Here is a 16,299-nt window from a genome sequence, read left to right on the forward strand (position 1 = left end):
AGCGGATGATCTTCCGGCTCGCTACAGCGTCTTGCGGTACCAGATGCGTGCATGCCCGGGCGGCATGCCATCCAGCCGCCCGGCTTCCACCCAGCCATTGCGCGTCCAGAAATGCGGCGCGTGGAAGCTGAAGGTATCGGTGTAGGCTGCGGTGCAACCGCGGGCGCGGGCCTGTGCTTCGGCGCGATTCAGCAACTCGGTCCCCAGGCCCTGGCCGCGCATCTCGGGTGCCAGCCAGAGCCAGTCGATGAACAGCCAGTTCCAGTAGGTGAGGCCGAGCAGGCCGCCCTTCACCACCTCCTCCTCATCCCGGGCCAGCACCGTTACCGGCTCACGGTCATAGGGGCCGCCGCGTTCCTGGTTGTAGCCGTGCAGGCCGCGCTGGATGGCGGCAACGGCTTCCAACTCGGGGTAGTCATCGTCGCGGATGGTGAGATTCGGTTTCACGCGAGGCGCCCCCATGCCGCGATGCCCAATGTCAGCAGCCCAAGCAGGAGATTGCCCGTGACCAGAAGCCGGATGCGCTCATTGGCGGCGGCGGCCCCCGCCATGTCGCCGGTGGCGAGAGCGAGGCGCATCCGCTTCCAGGCGCCGAAGAAGATGGTGAGATAGACGCCCGCCATGACCAACCCGGTGAGATGCATCACATGCACGGGCCAGCCCACGCCCCGGAACCCGCCATAATGGCCGAACAGCAGGAAATAGCCGCTGAGCAGCACGATCGGCATGGCGTGCCAGACGATGAGGAAGAAGCGCTTGTGCACCCGCCCCATCAGGGCGATGCGCTGCGGCGGCTCCAGCACGGCCAGGGCCGGGCGCAAGGCCAGGATGGCAAAGGCCATGCCGCCCACCCAGATCGCCGCGAAGACCACATGCAAGGCGAAAGCAATATTGGCCGACATCATTTGCCCTTCAGCTTGGTGAGCGCTTCGGCGAGTGCCCGGATTTCATCGGCCGCCGGGCTGCGCGCGGCGGATTCCGTCACACCCTGCCCGAGCGCGAAGGCGGCGGCAAAGGCCGAGCGATTGCCCAGCGTCTGCGTCATCACCGGCGCCTTGCGCCGCGCAAGCTCCGCCAGAACGACATCGCGCAGCCGGCCCGAAGCGGGCAGGCGGTTCAGCACCAGGCGGTGCATGCGCTTTTCGCCCTCGGCCAGCGCGATGGTCGCCTCGCTGGCCCAGAGATCGGGCAGGGAGGCTTGCAGCGGGATCAGAACGAGATCGGCGGCGCGGATGGCGATCCGGCTATCGGTATCGGCATGGGGTGGGGTGTCCATGACGATGAAATCGGCATTCCGCTTGAGCTTGTCGAGCGCGCCGGTCACGCGCCAGCCGGAGGGCGCCTCGAACAGCAGCCGTGCTGCAGTCTGCGGCCGAAGCTCGTGCCAGCGCGTCAGGCTGGCCTGTGGGTCGGTGTCCAGCAGGGCGACGCGCTTGCCCCCTTGCAGCAACGCGACGGCGAGGTTGGAGGCCAGGGTGGATTTCCCGGCCCCTCCCTTTTGCTGGGCGACGGCGATGATGAAGGCCATTTTCCGCCCTCCTGCGAATCGTGAACCCTCAGTCTAGCGCGAATCGCGGGCCGTGAGCGCCGCGCGTGCGGCCGCCATCACGCCGATGGCCGGGACGGTCAAGGGCGGCGCCTCCGGCATGAGGGCTGCCGCACCCGCCATAGAGGCCTGCGCCAGCACGATCCGGCCGGGCAAGCCCCGCGCCGTCTCGGCAATGCGGGCGTGATACGCGGCCAGATCGCCGGCCAGGAACATCGCCCAGGCGCCTTCCACCAGATGCAGATGCAATGTGGCGCCGGTCCGCGCCGCGGCGGCCTCGAAGACGGCCTGCGTGGGCGCGCGTGTGGTGGGGGCGGCGTAGAGCACCTGCACCCTGCCGCCCGTGCGTGTGGCCGCTTCCGCCAGGGCGCCATCGGCGCGCAGGACCGGCCGTGCCGCATCCTGCGCGAGTGCCGCGGCGGCGCCGATGGTGGAGCAGGTCAGCAGCACGGCATCCGCAACCTGCGCCAGATCATGCAGCAGCGTGGCTGCTTCACGCAGCGTGTCGGGCGTGGGCTCGCGCAGTAGCGCTGGATGCACATGATGCGTCAGCCGCAGTGCGCCGCCAGGCAAGGCCTGCGCCGCGGCCTCGAAGAGCGGGACGTTGCTGTGGGCCGTGTGCAGGCAGGCGATGGTCAGGGGCATGTGTCCTGTTAGGGCATCCGCCGTGCAAACGGAAACGCGCGGGCGGATCAGGATGCCTGAACACTCTCCAGCTGGAGCCCGGGGCTTGGGGGCTTGTGCGCGGCCATGCTCCAGGTGCGAAGCCGCGCGGTGCATGATGGCCGGATGAACTCTTGGACATCCGCGCGGAAACCCTCATCTCCGAGCAAGCTTGTCGGCTATAGGCGATCCCTGTCCATTTCCTTGCGCAAGGATGCAGCCATGACCGTCGGTGCCGTGCTCAGCCAAAAGGGTTCTTCCGTCATTTCGGTGTTGCCCGAATCCATGGTGATGGAGGCGGCCGAGATCATCTCGCGCCAGCGCATCGGCGCCGTGGTCGTCTGTGATGCCGAGGGCGCCCTGGTCGGTATCCTCAGTGAGCGCGATGTGGTGCGTGGCCTGACACAGCACGGCGCCGGCCTGCTTGATCTGCGCGTCTCGGCGCTGATGACGCATGAGGTGCAGGTCGTCACCGCCGCCACCTCGGTGCATGAGGCGATGGAGGTGATGGATGCCGGCTATTTCCGCCATCTGCCCGTGGTCGACTCCGATCGGCGGCTCTGCGGCATTGTCTCGATCCGTGACCTGGTGCGCTACCGCATCAACAGCCAGCAGAGCGATGTGGAGTCGCTGCAGGCCTATGTGATCGGGCGTGGCTACGGCCTGGGCCGCGTGGCCTGATGGCCGGTCAGGCCGCTGGCCACCTGGCCGAGGCCTGTCTCGGGGGGCGTGAAGCCTGGCTTCCCGCACCCGCAAGCCGCATCAGTTGAGGAAGGGATTTCGCCCCCGCGCCGGGGCGGAGCGGGCGCCGAAATGCTGCGCCAGGTAGTCCACGATCAGGGTGCGCTCGGCGCCCTCCAGCGGGTTCATCCCGTGCTTTTCCGTCATCCAGTCCATCAGCCCGTCCCATTGGTCCCGGCGAAAGCCGCTGCGCCGGATGATCGCGCTGCTGTGGCAGGCCGTGCAGGTGTAGAACACCTCCTCCTGGCCATTTCCGGCCGGCAGGACCGAGGGGTCCTCGCCGCCCGGGGCGTCGGGGTTGGCGGGCGCCTGGGCCAGGGCGGCCCCGGCCAGGCACACGCCGAGCAGAATGAGGCGCCGCATCAGCCGACCAGCACCGCGGCGCGGCTGATGGGATTGGCCGAATAGCCCTGCGGGTTCCAGTTGGCCGCAGCCAGTGGCTGCATCAGGCCCTGGCTGTCCGTCGCGCGGTACCAGATTTCGAAATACCCGTCGGATGGCAAAGTCACGCGGCCCTGCCAGCGTTGCCAGGCATGGCGATTGGCGGGCGCTGCCACCTGCATGGCCGTCCAGCTCGCGCCGAAATCCACGCTGACATCCACAGCGCGCACCGTCAGATCCCCGGCCCAGGCGGCGCCGCGCAGGTCCAGGCTGCGCGTGCCGGCCGGCAGCCGTGAGCCATGCGCATGCGAGGAGAGGATGGAGCGCACCGGCATGCTGTGCATGTCCGTGAAATCCGCACCGTTGTTGTTGCTGCCCGGAACGATGGGCCGCACCGGCACGCGATAGCTGGTGCCGCCCATGCCGGCGCCGTCATGCGGCTTGTCGCGCAGCCAGATGCGGGTGAGCCATTTCTGGCTGAGGCTGCCCGGCCAGCCCGGCGTCACCATCCGCAGCGGCGCGCCATGGATATGCGGGATGGGCGCGCCATTCAGCGCGAAGGCGATGATCGTATCCTCATCCATCGCCTTGGCCAGCGGCATGCCGCGGCTGATCGCCTGGCGGTCGGTTGCGCCCGAGAGATGCGGGTCCGCCCCGAAATGCGCGGTGAAGACGGCCGAGGGCTTCAGCCCGGCTGCCGTCAGCACGTCGCGCAGGCGCACGCCGGTCCATTCGCCATTGCTGATCGCGCCATTGCCCCATTGGTTGCCGCGCGTTTGCGGGGTGAAGAAGCTGCGGCCATTGCCGCCGCATTCCATCTGCAACTGGCGGGTCACGTTGGGGAAGCGCGTCCGCAACTCGCCAACCGTGAGTGAGAGCGGCGTGTTCACCTCGCCATCAATCGTCAGGCGCCAGGCATTGGGGTCGGTGGTCAGCGGCTCGGGGATTTGGCCATTATTGCGGACGAAGAAATGCCGGAAGCTGGTGACCGGCTCATCGAGCATATGTTCGGGTGTTTCGCCGACCAGCGGGCGGTCGCCCAGCAAGATGAGTTCGGCCTTGCCATCCATGCGGAACACGGCGGGCGCTGTCTGGGCCGCGGCCGGCCGGCTGAACAGCGCCGGGAGCAGGCCGCCCGGCATATGGCTGGCGAAGGGGATGGCACCGCCCACCGCAGCACCCATCGAGGCCAGCGCGGCAGCCTTGAGTGCCCCGCGTCGGCCCCAGACCAGGGCATCGGCCCTCTCGGGGTCATTGCGGTAGAGTTCCTGGACCGATCGTTCGATCTTCTTGGCCATGTGAGTTCTCCCTTAACCCGCGCATTATGTCGGTCATGAGACCAGCCACGGCAATCCCCCCGGAGCTTCTGACGCCCACCGAGATGGCGCAGGCTGATCGTCTGGCCGGCGCCGGACCGGCGCTGATGGAGGCCGCCGGGCGGGCCGTGGCGCTGGCCATTCTATCACGGTTTCGCCCCGCTCGGGTGCTGGTGCTGGCCGGGCCGGGGCATAATGGCGGCGATGGCTATGTGATCGCCCGGCGGCTGGAGCGCGCGGGCTGGGATGTGGCGGTCGCTGCCCTGGCTCCGCCCCGTGGCGATGCGCTGGTGGCAGCCGCCGCTTGGCGAGGGCCGATGCGGGATTTCTCCGTGGCCGAGGTGCGGCGCGCCGGCCTCATCGTGGATGCGGTGTTCGGTGCCGGGCTGGCGCGGCCGGTGGTTGGCCTGGTGGCCGAGGTTCTGGCGGCGGCAAGGGCGCCTATCATTGCCGTGGATATCCCCTCCGGTGTCTGCGGCGCCACCGGCGCGCTGCGCGGCTTTGCGGCCCAGGCGGCCCTGACGGTCACGTTTTTCCGCCGCAAGCCGGGCCATCTGCTGCTGCCGGGGCGTGATCTCTGTGGCGACTTGCTCCTCGCCGATATCGGCCTGCCGGCGGCCGTCCTGGACAGCATCCGCCCGCGGGCCTTCGCCAATGGGCCGGCACTCTGGTCCCTGCCGCGCCCGGATGCGACGACCCACAAGCACAGTCGCGGCCATGTCACCGTTCTCTCTGGCGCGGGAATGAGCGGCGCTGCCCTGCTCGCCGCGCGGGCGGCGCGGCGGGCGGGGGCCGGGCTGGTGACGCTCGCCTGCGCCGATGCGGCCAGCGCCGCATCGCACCGCCTGGCGGAGCCTGGCGCCCTGGTGCTGGAGGTGCGGGGCATGGGCGCGCTGCTCGGCCAGATCCTGGCGGATGTGCGGCGCGCGGTGGTCCTGCTGGGCCCTGGCCTGCCGCCCGATGCGACGACGCGCGGTGCCTTGGCGGCGTTGCTCGGGGCGGGCCGGCGCGTGGTGGCCGATGCGGGGGCGCTGACCGCCTGCGCGGGCCGGCCCGAATTGCTGCGCGGCGCTGCCATCCTGACGCCGCATGCGGGCGAATTCGCGCGCGGCTTCGGCGCCCCCGGGGAGGATCGCCTGACTGCCGTGCGTGCAGCCGCGGCGCAGACCGGCGCCGTCGTGCTGCTGAAGGGCTCGGACAGTATCATCGCCGCCCCGGATGGGCGTGTGGCGATCAATCACAATGCCCCGCCCTGGCTCGCGACGGGGGGGACGGGCGATGTACTGGCGGGGTTGGCGGCGGCGCTGCTGGCCCAGGGCCTGCCCGCCTATGAAGCGGCCTGCGCTGCCGCCTGGCTGCAGGGCGAGGCGGCGCGGCGCATCGGCCCGGGGCTGCTCGCCGAGGACTTGCCCATGGCGCTGCCGCAGGCGTTCGTGGCGGCCGGCGGCGCTCCCGAAGCCTGATGCCGCCTGGCCGCTTCAGGCGAAGATGAAGTCGGACGCGGCCAGCGTGGTGGGTGCGCCGAGGGAGATGCTGATGCTGTCGCTCCCCGCATTGGCCGAAACCACCACATAGGCCGGGTCCGACGGCGTTCCGTCACCGCCATAGGTGATTTGCAGATCCGCGAAGCCCACGCCGGCAAAGGCGGAAAAGTCAATCTCATCCTCGCCCTGCGTGAAGTCGCGGATGCTGTCATTGCCGTGGCCTGCGGCGAAGGCGAAGCGATCCCGCCCGCTGCCGCCCTCATAGACCTGCGCATCCGCGCCATCGAGGAAGACGTCATCGCCTTCGGTGCCGTGGAAGCTCTCGAAGCCGCTCACGCTGTTCCACGGGCTGGTGCCGAACATCATGCGGTTCTGCGCGACGTCGAGCGTCACGGCGAAGCCATAGAAGGCCGAGAGATCGAGATGGTCATCCCCGGCGCCGCCATCGAAGACATTGCCGACAAAGGTCAGCTCATGCGTGGCGCCGCTGAAGAAGGCTGCGATCTGCAGGACGTCATCGCCGCCCTCCAGATAGATGTGGTTGATCCCCATGGTGATGCTGGCCGTGCCCTGGGCGCCCGCCGCGCCATCGGCACCCGCGATGCCGGCGAAGCTGGTCTCGGTCATGAAGCCGTCGCCCGCCACGCCGTCTTCGCCGATATCGGTGCTGCCCAGGCCCCCCGCGCCACCCATGCCGGCGGTCGCTTCCGCCTGCAGTCGGACCAGGGTGCTGGCCGGGTTCGCGACATAGCCGCCGATGCGCAGGTCGTTGATGATGGCGGCCGCATCGCCGCCATCGCCGCCCCGGCCGCCCGCCCCGCCGATATCGCGGCCCGTCGTGATGTCGGTGATGGAGATGATTTCCTCGCCGAACTGGGTTTCCGAGACGGTGCTCTGGTTGATGCCGGGCGCGCCGCCCGCGCCGCCCTGTCCACCCTGGCCACCCCGGGCGATGGAGAAGATGGTGAAGGAGAGGTCCCCTCCGCCAAAACCACCCCCCGCCGCCGCAACAAGGGAGATGGCGTCGCCACCGCGCCCACCGGCACCGCCCACCCCGCCTTCGCCACCATCGCCGGCCAGGCTCAGATCGGCATCGAAGCGCCCGATGCCGCCCGCGCCGCCCTGGCTGCCATCGCCACCTGCGCCACCCAGGGCCGTGCTGTTCAATGTCAGTGCCGCGCGATTGGTGAAACTCGCATCGAAGCCGATAAGGAGCGCCTCGGCCTCGCCGCCTGCGCCGCCCGCACCGCCAGCGCCACCCATGCCGCCTTGCCCGGTGGTGTCGTTGACGCCGGCGATCACGGCGCCTGTGTTGGCGTTGACGTCCGTGTGATCGGCCTCAAGGGCGCTGTTCCCGCCTGCGCCGCCAACCGCGCCTTGGCCGCCAGAGCCCGCCCTCGCCGTGATTTCCAGCAGGAACATGTCATCCGCCAGTGCCGCCGGGTCATTGCCCAGGCGCGCGGTGAGGGAGCCTGCCCGCGCCGTCGCCGCACCGCCTGCCGTGCCCGCGCCGCCCGCCGCGCCATCGGCGCCATCCTGCACGACGCGCGTGTTGATCACCGGGCCAAAGATGAAGGTTTCAGCGCCCGCGGCGCCCGGGCTGCCATTCAGGCCGGCCATCCCATTGCCGCCTGTCACGCTGCCCACCAGGCTGAACCGGTCCGGCATGAAGCTTCCGGTCACGGAATCCGCGGCATCGAACAGCGTCAGATCCGAGGAGGTGCCGGGCAGCACCGGATCGGGGAGATCGCGCGTGACCGCCAGAACGATGCCCACATCATCGCGATCCTCCACGGTGATGGTGACGCTGCGCACCAAGACGCGGTCATCGCTCGCATCATCGGGATCGGCCCCTGAGTCGCGCAGCCGCACGATGATGTCGTGGCTGGCCAGGGTTTCGAAATCCAGCGTCTGCGTCGTGACCAGGCGGTCACCATCGAAGGTGAAGGCAGAGCCGACGGTCACAACCTCGAAGCTGACCTCGCCCACGGGGATGAAATCCAGCGCCTGCCAGGTGCCCACCACGGCCCCCGCCGAGAGATTTTCACTGACGGTCAGGTTGTTGGTGCCGAGGCCAGGCGCGCTGACCGCGATGGTGAAAGCCTCCGAATAGGATAGCCCGTAGCTGTCGGTCGCGGTGATGTTCAGGGTGACGCTCGCCTGGTCGGCGAAGTCGAAGGGCGTGCCGGCCACCCAGAGAAAGGCGCCGAAGGCGATGGTGAAGCGCGGGTCATCCACGGTGAAGGTGATGCTGTCGCCGGCATCGGGGTCGGTGGCGGTCAGGATGCCCACGCCGGAGAGGCCCGTGCCGCCATTGGCCGCGCCGGTAACGATGAGGGGCCCGGCAGCAAAGGCGATGTCGGTGGGCGCGCGGCCGGCCGCGAGGATCAGGTCATCGGCCCCGAGATCGGCCAGCGTCACATTGCGCAGCCGGGTAACCTCCCCAGGCGCGGTGTTGATGCGCAAGGTGGTCCCGACCTGCGTGGCGATGGCCTGGAACTGCGCCAGATTGCGGATCTCGAGCCCGCTGACATCCAGGCGGTCCCCCTCTGCCAGGTTGAAATCGCTGATGAAATCCGTGCCGGCCGAGAGCCTGAAGACATCTGCCTCCGCGCCACCTTCCAGCACATCATCCCCGGTGCCACCATCGATCAGGTCCAGCCCCTCGCCGCCGCGCAACACATCGGCGCCCGCATCGCCGCGCAGGATGTCATCGCCGGCATTGCCCAGCAGCGTATCCTGGCCCGCCCCGCCCTCCAGGACATCATCGCCTTCGCCACCGCCCAGCCGGTCCTGGCCCTCGCCGCCCGAGAGGCTGTCCTGGCCGGCTTCACCGAAGAGCTGGTCATTGCCATCACCGCCCGAGAGCGCATCCTCGCCTGTGCCGCCGAACAGCGTGTCATGCCCGCCGCCGCCCTCGATGGTATCGTCGCCGACGCGCCCCAGCAGCCTGTCATCGCCCGCGCCGCCGGTCAGCGAGTCCCCGGCTTGCCCTCCCCGGACGAGGAGCTGCGTCGTGGCGGAAAGTGCCGTCCCGTCCAGCGTCAGCGTCCCGCGGAAGGCCCGCAACTCCATCATGCCGCCAAAGGCGAGCGCGGCATTGGCCGAGAGCGTGATGCTGGTGGCACTGAGAGAGGCGAGGTCGAGCCGTTCGAAATTCAGCAGGCCCGCGAAGGCCGCATCGGTGACCACGAGCGGGCCGAGGCCGCGCAGATTGAGCGTGTCGAAGCCCCCCAGGGCGTTCTGCGCCAGGCCAGGCGCCAGCAGGCCCTGGATCCCCGCCGTGCTGAACACATCGGCGCTGGCGGTGCCGAATTGGATCAGTGGCGCACCAGTGGTGCCGTGTATGGTGAAGGAGGCCATGTTCGTTCGCTCACCTTATTTTAATATCAAGTTAAGCAATCGAGGCTTCACCCTGTCCATCGGGATTGCGTGTTTTCTCGCTTTATTTCCGAATGTTTCCGCGCTAGACTCAAGCCTGAGAATGGGAGTTGCCTGATGCCCGATACGGTTTTGTCGCCGCCCGACTCCCTGGTGGACCGCGCGCTCCGCCGCGTTACCGGCCTCTGGCGTGACATGGCCGACCGGGTGGGCGGGCGCGACGAGGTCGAGGATGTGGCCGCCCAGATGCAGGCCTGCCTTGCGGCGCGTGGTGGCGAGGTCTCGGCCCGCGCGCGTGCCGCGAAGCTTGCCGCCGCCTATCGCGGCTTCTCCGAGGTGGAGCGCGTGCTGTTCCTGCGCATCCTGGCCGGCTTCGATGCCGACCCCAAGGCCGTCGAGCGCGCGATTGGGGAATGGACCAAAGCCAGTGACGGGCCGGGCAAGGCTGCCGCCAAGGTGCGGCTGCGCCGGGCGCTTGAAAGTCCCCGCATCCGGCTGCTGACGCAGTTCACCGCCATCCCCGACGGCATGAAGCTCCTGGTGGATTTGCGCGCCGATGTGCTGCGCGCCGCCGAGACCGATCCGTTGCTGGAAGCCCTGGAGGCTGATCTCAAGACGCTGCTCACCTCCTGGTTTGACCTCGGCTTCCTGGAGTTGCGCCGGATTGACTGGAACAGCCCGGCGGCCCTGCTGGAAAAGCTGATCCGCTACGAGGCGGTGCACCGGATCGAAAGCTGGGACGACCTCAAGAACCGTCTGGATTCGGACCGCCGCTGCTACGCCTTTTTTCACCCGCGCATGCCCGAGGAGCCGCTGATCTTCGTCGAGATCGCGCTGATGAAGGGTCTGGCCGGCTCGGTGCAGGCGCTGCTCGACCCCAAGGCCGAGGTGATGGACCCGAATCTGGCGGATACCGCCATTTTCTATTCCATCAACAACTGCCAGCGCGGGCTGGATGGCATTGCGTTCGGCAATTTCCTCATCAAGCGCGTGGTCGAGGTGCTGGGCCAGGAATTCCGTGGCCTGAAGCAATTCGCCACACTTTCGCCCGTGCCGGGCTTCTGCCGCTGGCTTTCCGCGCGTGATGATGCCGGTGATCCAGGCCTCCTGCTGCCCGATGAAGTGACCGCCATCCGCACCGCGGCCGGCGCGCCGGCCGAGACCTCGCCCGGCGCTGCGCTGCATCTGCTGTTGGTCCGCAAGGAATGGTCGCCCGCGGTGACGAAGGTGCTGGAGCCTGTGCTGGTGCGCCTCTGCGCCCGTTTCGTCGCGCTGGAGACCGGCCGCAACCCGAAGCGGGCGGCTGACCCCGTGGCGCATTTCCATCTTTCAAACGGCGCCCGGGTGGAGCGGATCAACTGGCGCGCGGATACATCGGTCAAGGGCATGCGGGAAAGTGCGGGCCTGATGGTGAACTACCTCTACGATCCGGAATATATTGAAGATAACCACGAGGCCTATGCGGGTGAGGGCAAGCGCGCCATGGCCAGCGCCGTGCGCAAGCTGGTGAAGGGGTAGCCACGTCAGGGCGGGTTCGCGCTAAGCTGGGACAAACGCCAGGAACGATCCGCCATGAACCAGCAATTGCCCCTCTTCCGCGCCAATGCCCCGGATGATGCGCGGCGGGTGGCTTTGCTGAACGCCGTCGAGCGCAAGCTGCTCTGGATTTCGGCCTGGATGATTCACCACGCCAACCATATCCGCCCCAATCGGGACGGGTTGAAGGTGGGCGGACACCAGGCCTCCTGCGCCTCCGTCATTTCGATCCTGACGGCGCTGTATTTCGACATCCTCAAGCCGGCCGATCGCATCGCGGTGAAGCCGCATGCCGGGCCGGTCTTCCACGCGATGAACCTGCTGCTGGGCCGGCAGGCGCCGGAGCGGCTGGCCACGCTCAGGCAATTCGGCGGCATCCAGCCCTATCCCTCGCGCATGAAGGATGGCGGCGAGGTGGATTTTTCCACGGGCTCGGTCGGGCTTGGCGTGGCGCTGACCAGCTTCGGCAGCCTGGTGCAGGATTATGTGCGGCTGAAGAAGCTGGCGCCGGAGGGGCTGCCCGCTGGGCGGCACGTTGCCATCGTGGGCGATGCGGAACTGGATGAGGGCAACATCTACGAGGCCCTGCTGGAGGGCTGGAAGCACGATATTCGCAATGTCTGGTGGGTGATTGATTACAACCGCCAGAGCCTGGATTCCGTGGTGCAGGACCGCCTGTTTGGCCGCATCGAAGGCCTGTTCCGCGACATGGGCTGGAATGTCGTCACCCTCAAATATGGCCGCAAGCTGCAGGCGGCCTTTGCGCGGCCAGGGGGCGAGAGCCTGCGCCGCTGGATTGATGACTGCCCCAACAGCCTCTACGCCGCGCTGACCTTCCAGGGCGGGGCTGCCTGGCGCGCGGCCCTGCTGGCCGAACTCGGGCGTGAGGAGGGGCTGCGCAGCATCATTGATCCGCTGAGCGATGACGAATTGGCCGCGCTGATGAACAACCTCGGCGGCCATGACATCGAGACACTGATGGAGGCCTTCCGCGCCCAGGATGCGGCGGGCGACCAGCCCAGCTGCTTCATCGCCTATACGGTGAAGGGCATGGGCCTGCCCTTTGCCGGCCACAAGGACAACCATGCCGGGCTGATGACGAAGGAGCAGATGGAGGTGTTCCGTCGCGCCATGAACATCCGCCCCGGCCATGAATGGGACGAGTTCGAGGGGCTGGAGATCTCCGCCGAGGAAATGCGCGGCTTCATCGCCAGCATCCCCTTTGCGCAGAAGCTGACGCCCGAGGGCCGCAGCCTGACCTCGCCGAAGATCCCCATCCCGGCGGTCTTGCCCGTGCCGCGCGTGCCGGCGGGGCGCAAGCTCTCCACCCAGGCGGCCTTTGGCGAAATCCTGGCCGGAATCGGCCGTGGCGAGGGCGAATTCGCGCCCATGGCGGCGCGCATCGTCACCACCAGCCCGGATGTGACCGTCTCCACCAATCTTGGCCCCTGGGTCAACCGGCGCGGCATTTTCGACCGGCACCTGAAGAATGACGTGTTCCGTGACGCCAAGCTCGCCTCGGCGCAGCGCTGGGGCATGTCGCCCGAGGGGCAGCATGTGGAGCTTGGCATCGCCGAGCAGAATTTGTTCCTGGTGCTGGCGGCGCTGGGGCTTTCGGACCGGCTTTACGGCGCCCGGCTGCTGCCGATCGGGACCGTGTATGATCCCTTCGTCAATCGCGGCCTCGATGCGCTGATCTATGGTTGCTACATGGATGCGCGCTTTCTGCTGGTCAGCACGCCCTCCGGCATTACGCTGGCGGCGGAGGGCGGGCAGCATCAATCGGTGAACACGCCGCTGATCGGCATGGCGCAGGACCGGCTTGCGGCGTTTGAGCCGGCCTTTGCCGATGAACTCGCCATTCTCATGCGGCATGCCTTCGCGCATATGCAGGAACCGGAGGGATCTTCGGTCTGGCTGCGGCTTTCAACCCGCGGGCTGGCCCAGCCGGACCGCGTGCTGGACCCGGCGCAGGTGATCGCGGGGGGCTACTGGATGGTGCCGCCAGCGGCCGGCGCGCGGATCGCGATCGCCTATCAGGGGCCGGTGGCACCCGAGGCGATGGCCGCCTTCGAGGCGCTGCGGGCTGAGGAACCGGGGGCCGGGCTGCTGGCCGTCACTTCGCCCGACCGGCTGCACCAGGGGTGGCTCGCCTCGCGCAAGCGGGCGCGTGGCGGGCCGGGGGGAGAGGCTTCGCAGATCGAAAAGCTCCTCGCGCCGCTGGCTCCCGGGGCCGGGATCGTGACGCTGCTGGACGGGCATCCTGCGGCACTGGACTGGATGGGCGGCGTGCGCGGGCACCGGATCGCGGCGCTGGGCGTGGATCGCTTTGGGCAGGGGGGCGATATCCCGGCCCTCTATGCCGAATATGGGCTGGATGAGGCGGCGGTGCTGGACGCCTGCGCGGAATTGCTGCTGGGCTAATTCAGCGCGCGAAGCTCCTCATAAGAGATCATCACATGCGCGCGATAGGCGGGGCGCGTGGTGAGCGCCTCGTAGTAGGCTCGCAGAGCAGGCCTGGGCTTCCGGTCAATGGCGATGTCGAAATATCGGTAGAGCACGTGGCCGAGCTGGATATCGCCCAGGGTAAAATTCGGGCCTGCCAGGAACGCGGTGTTACGCAGCGCCGACTCGGCAATGTCAAGAAACGGGTCAAGCTTTGCGATCCCCGCCGCGATAGCCGCCGGATCGCGGGCCAAGGCCGAGGTCCGAACCACGCGCCAGAAGATCGGCGCGGTGAAAGCCAGCGCCACATTGATCTTCGCCCACTCCGCCCATTGATCCACCACCGCCCGAGCCGCGGGATCGGCCGGCCAGAAGGCCTCCGGGCCGTGCCGCGCCGCGAGGTAGCGCAGGATGGCGCCGGTCTCCCAAATGGGTTCCCTCGCGCCATCGCGCAGCACCGGCACGGTCCCGTTCGGGTTCATGGCGAGGAATTCCGGCGTATCGGTGCCGCCGAAGCGATGGCCTGCATCATGCCGTTGATAATCGAGGCCCAATTCGCCCACGCACCACATCAGCGCCTGGACATTGGAGGAGGTGCGCCGTCCCCAGATGGTCAGCATGGGGCGCCCCAGGGGACCAACACCGCGTCGCGCTTCTGATAGAGCGGATGCTTGGGGCTGCCATCGCCATTCACGCCAAAGCACACCGGCGTCACTCCGGCGCCGCGCAGCAGCGCCGCCACCGCCGCACCGCGCTCCATCAGTGCCTTGGGCGGCTGCCCCCAGGCCACCACGACCAGCGCGGCACTCCGGGCGTAATGCAGGATCGTCGCGTCATTTTCCGCGCCCACCGGGTCCGCAACCCCCAGCAGCCGCTTCTTGTCGGTCGCGCGGTAGGCGAAGGCGTTGAGCATGACGAGGCCGGGCAGGCCCCAGCGATACCGTGCGCGGAACACACAGCCGGCCACGGTCGGGTCATCCGCGTCCAGATCGGCGGTGGAGGGGTTCATTCCGATCACCACGGCAAAGCCCGGCGTGCCGATGGGTTGGCCGTCCCAGCGCCGTTCCAGCCACCAGCGCCAGCGCCGGCATTCCGAGAAAGCCGCCGCCGAGACGATGTCGGAGGCCAGCTTCAGGCGGACCTTGCCGCCGGGGTCATGCGAATCCACCATGGGGCGAGTATTGGCGGACCCCGCGCTTTCGGCTACACGCGCGGCTCTCCCTATGGCCACGCGGTCACGCGGGCGTGGTGGAATTGGCAGACACGCTGGATTTAGGTTCCAGTGGCGCAAGCCGTGGGGGTTCAAATCCCTCCGCCCGCACCACTTGGCCGGGTCCCGCAACGCACGAACGGAATCACTTATTATGCAGGTCACTGAGGTCGCGAACGAAGGGCTCAAGCGGGCCTATACGGTGGTGGTTCCCGCGACGAGCATCGCCGCCCAGAAGGACAAGCGCCTGGCGGAACTGGCCAAGGACATGAAGCTGCCCGGCTTCCGCCCCGGCAAGGTGCCGCAGAAGGTGGTGCTGGCGCGCTACGGCCAGGCCGTGATGGGTGAAGTGCTGGAAGCCTCCGTCCAGGAAGCCACCGGCAAGGTCGTCACCGAGAACAACCTGCGCCCCGCGCTGCAGCCCAAGATCGAACTGGTGAATTTCGCGGATGGCGGGGATCTCGAATTCCGCATGGATGTCGAAGTCCTGCCGGTGATCCCGATGCCCGACTTCGCCGGCATCAGCCTGACGCGCCTCAAGGCCGCTCCGGGTGAGGATGAGGTCACCAAGGCGCTGGACAGCATCACGCGCCGCCAGGCCAGCCTGGAAGAGACGGAAGCCCGCCCCGCCGCCAAGGGCGAAGTGCTGGTCTGCGACTTTGTGGGCCGCATCGGCGGTGAGGAGTTCCCGGGCGGCTCGGCGACGGACATGCCCATCGAGGTGGCCGGCCCCGGCTTCATCCCGGGCTTTACCGAGCAGATGGAAGGCATGGCCCCGGGCGAGGAGCGCATCGTCAAGACCAGCTTCCCGGCCGATTACGGCTCGGCCGACCTGGCTGGCAAGGATGCGGAATTCACTGTCACCGCCAAGGCGCTGAAGATCTATTCCAAGCCCGCGCTGGATGACGAACTGGCCAAGACGCTCGGGCTGGAGAGCTTCGAGAAGCTGCGCGAAGTGATCCTGGAAAGCCTCCAGCGCGAATATGACGGCCAGAGCCGCATGGCGCTGAAGCGCAAGCTGCTGGACGCCTTGGCCGAACGCGCCAGCTTCGAAGTGCCCGGCGGCATGGTGGAGAACGAGTTCAGCCAGATCTGGCAGCGTGTCGAGGCCGATATGAAGGCCGGCAAGCTGGATGGCGACGATGCGGGCAAGGACGAGGACACGCTGAAGGCCGAATATCGAGCCATCGCCGAGCGCCGGATCCGCCTGGGCCTGCTGCTCTCCGAGATCGGCACCACCAACAACATCACGGTAACGCGTGAGGAACTCGGCAACGCCATGCGCGCCGAGGTGCAGCGCTATCCGGGCCAGGAAAAGCAGGTCTTCGACTTCTTCCAGAAGAACCCGCAGGCGCTGGAAAACCTGCGCAGCCCGATCTTCGAGGAGAAGGTCGTGGACTTCATGCTGGAATTGGCCAAGGTCGAGGAAGAAACTGTGACGCCTGAGGCCTTGGCCGAGGCTGCCCAGCAGATTTGAACCCACGGGGAGGGGGTGATTTTCGCCCCCCTCTTTCCCTGGGGCCGTCTCTGCCCACATGCTGTTTCTGACCGAGGGGCCGGGGCACGATTCGCCCGGCCTTAACCAGGCCGTGCCCA

The 16,299-nt window shown here is 68.1% G+C and carries 14 protein-coding genes and 1 tRNA gene; 6 read left to right on the forward strand and 9 right to left on the reverse strand.

The annotated features are described in order from the left end of the window. Positions 1-21 precede the first annotated feature (21 nt). Genes LHU95_RS06615 through LHU95_RS06630 form a run of 4 tightly spaced genes read right to left on the reverse strand, consistent with a single transcriptional unit; the run spans position 22 to position 2,191 of the window. Positions 22-447, reverse strand: coding sequence for a GNAT family N-acetyltransferase (locus LHU95_RS06615; protein ID WP_248710581.1), 426 nt, complete (start codon positions 445-447; stop codon positions 22-24). Next, positions 444-902, reverse strand: coding sequence for a CopD family protein (locus tag LHU95_RS06620; protein WP_248710582.1), 459 nt, complete (start codon positions 900-902; stop codon positions 444-446). The genes LHU95_RS06615 and LHU95_RS06620 overlap by 4 nt, the downstream gene beginning before the upstream one ends. Next, a complete protein-coding gene (parA, locus tag LHU95_RS06625) occupies positions 902-1,528 on the reverse strand; it encodes a ParA family partition ATPase (RefSeq protein ID WP_248710583.1) in 627 nt (208 codons plus the stop codon). Before parA ends, LHU95_RS06620 begins: the two co-directional genes overlap by 1 nt. 33 nt (positions 1,529-1,561) lie before the next feature. Beyond that, the gene (locus LHU95_RS06630) at positions 1,562-2,191 is read right to left on the reverse strand and encodes a hypothetical protein (RefSeq protein ID WP_248710584.1); all 630 of its coding nucleotides are present in this window, start codon (positions 2,189-2,191) and stop codon (positions 1,562-1,564) included. 240 nt (positions 2,192-2,431) lie between these two features. On the opposite strand from LHU95_RS06630, the gene LHU95_RS06635 reads away from it, so the two are divergent. Continuing rightward, on the forward strand, positions 2,432-2,890 hold the full coding sequence (locus LHU95_RS06635; RefSeq protein ID WP_248710585.1) for a CBS domain-containing protein: 459 nt from the start codon (positions 2,432-2,434) through the stop codon (positions 2,888-2,890). 81 nt (positions 2,891-2,971) lie between these two features. Here the strand turns inward: LHU95_RS06635 and LHU95_RS06640 are convergent, their stop codons facing one another. After that, positions 2,972-3,313, reverse strand: coding sequence for a cytochrome C-552 (locus tag LHU95_RS06640; RefSeq protein ID WP_248710586.1), 342 nt, complete (start codon positions 3,311-3,313; stop codon positions 2,972-2,974). Then, positions 3,313-4,629: a sulfite oxidase gene (locus LHU95_RS06645; protein ID WP_248710587.1), complete on the reverse strand. Its 1,317-nt coding sequence runs from the start codon at positions 4,627-4,629 to the stop codon at positions 3,313-3,315. Before LHU95_RS06645 ends, LHU95_RS06640 begins: the two co-directional genes overlap by 1 nt. Before the next feature lie 35 nt (positions 4,630-4,664). Here LHU95_RS06645 and LHU95_RS06650 point away from each other — a divergent pair, with 35 nt between their 5' ends. Continuing rightward, a complete protein-coding gene (locus LHU95_RS06650) occupies positions 4,665-6,110 on the forward strand; it encodes an NAD(P)H-hydrate dehydratase (RefSeq protein ID WP_248710588.1) in 1,446 nt (481 codons plus the stop codon). A 15-nt stretch (positions 6,111-6,125) separates the two neighbouring features. On the opposite strand, the gene LHU95_RS23340 is transcribed toward LHU95_RS06650, so the two are convergent. Continuing rightward, on the reverse strand, positions 6,126-9,494 hold the full coding sequence (locus LHU95_RS23340) for a hypothetical protein (protein WP_283094293.1): 3,369 nt from the start codon (positions 9,492-9,494) through the stop codon (positions 6,126-6,128). Positions 9,495-9,629: 135 nt separating this feature from the next. Between LHU95_RS23340 and LHU95_RS06665 the strand changes: the two genes are divergently transcribed. Together LHU95_RS06665 and LHU95_RS06670 are read left to right on the forward strand one after the other, a co-directional pair. Beyond that, the gene (locus tag LHU95_RS06665) at positions 9,630-11,030 is read left to right on the forward strand and encodes a malonyl-CoA decarboxylase (protein ID WP_248710589.1); all 1,401 of its coding nucleotides are present in this window, start codon (positions 9,630-9,632) and stop codon (positions 11,028-11,030) included. 54 nt (positions 11,031-11,084) lie between these two features. Further along, a complete protein-coding gene (locus tag LHU95_RS06670; protein ID WP_248710590.1) occupies positions 11,085-13,472 on the forward strand; it encodes a 1-deoxy-D-xylulose-5-phosphate synthase N-terminal domain-containing protein in 2,388 nt (795 codons plus the stop codon). On the opposite strand, the gene LHU95_RS06675 is transcribed toward LHU95_RS06670, so the two are convergent. Continuing rightward, positions 13,469-14,113, reverse strand: coding sequence for a glutathione S-transferase N-terminal domain-containing protein (locus LHU95_RS06675; protein ID WP_248710591.1), 645 nt, complete (start codon positions 14,111-14,113; stop codon positions 13,469-13,471). The two genes, LHU95_RS06670 and LHU95_RS06675, sit on opposite strands and share 4 nt — an antisense overlap. Continuing rightward, entirely contained in the window at positions 14,107-14,664 is a 558-nt protein-coding gene (locus LHU95_RS06680; protein ID WP_248710592.1) for a DUF1643 domain-containing protein, read from the reverse strand. The genes LHU95_RS06675 and LHU95_RS06680 overlap by 7 nt, the downstream gene beginning before the upstream one ends. A gap of 68 nt (positions 14,665-14,732) precedes the next feature. Between LHU95_RS06680 and LHU95_RS06685 the strand changes: the two genes are divergently transcribed. After that, positions 14,733-14,817: transfer RNA gene (locus LHU95_RS06685), tRNA-Leu, on the forward strand. Between the two features lie 40 nt (positions 14,818-14,857). Further along, positions 14,858-16,180 (forward strand): trigger factor, encoded by a 1,323-nt coding sequence (gene tig, locus LHU95_RS06690; RefSeq protein WP_248710593.1) that lies wholly within the window; start codon positions 14,858-14,860, stop codon positions 16,178-16,180. Positions 16,181-16,299: the final 119 nt, after the last annotated feature.

The sequence above is a fragment of the Sediminicoccus sp. KRV36 genome, from assembly GCF_023243115.1.
Classification (GTDB): domain Bacteria; phylum Pseudomonadota; class Alphaproteobacteria; order Acetobacterales; family Acetobacteraceae; genus Roseococcus.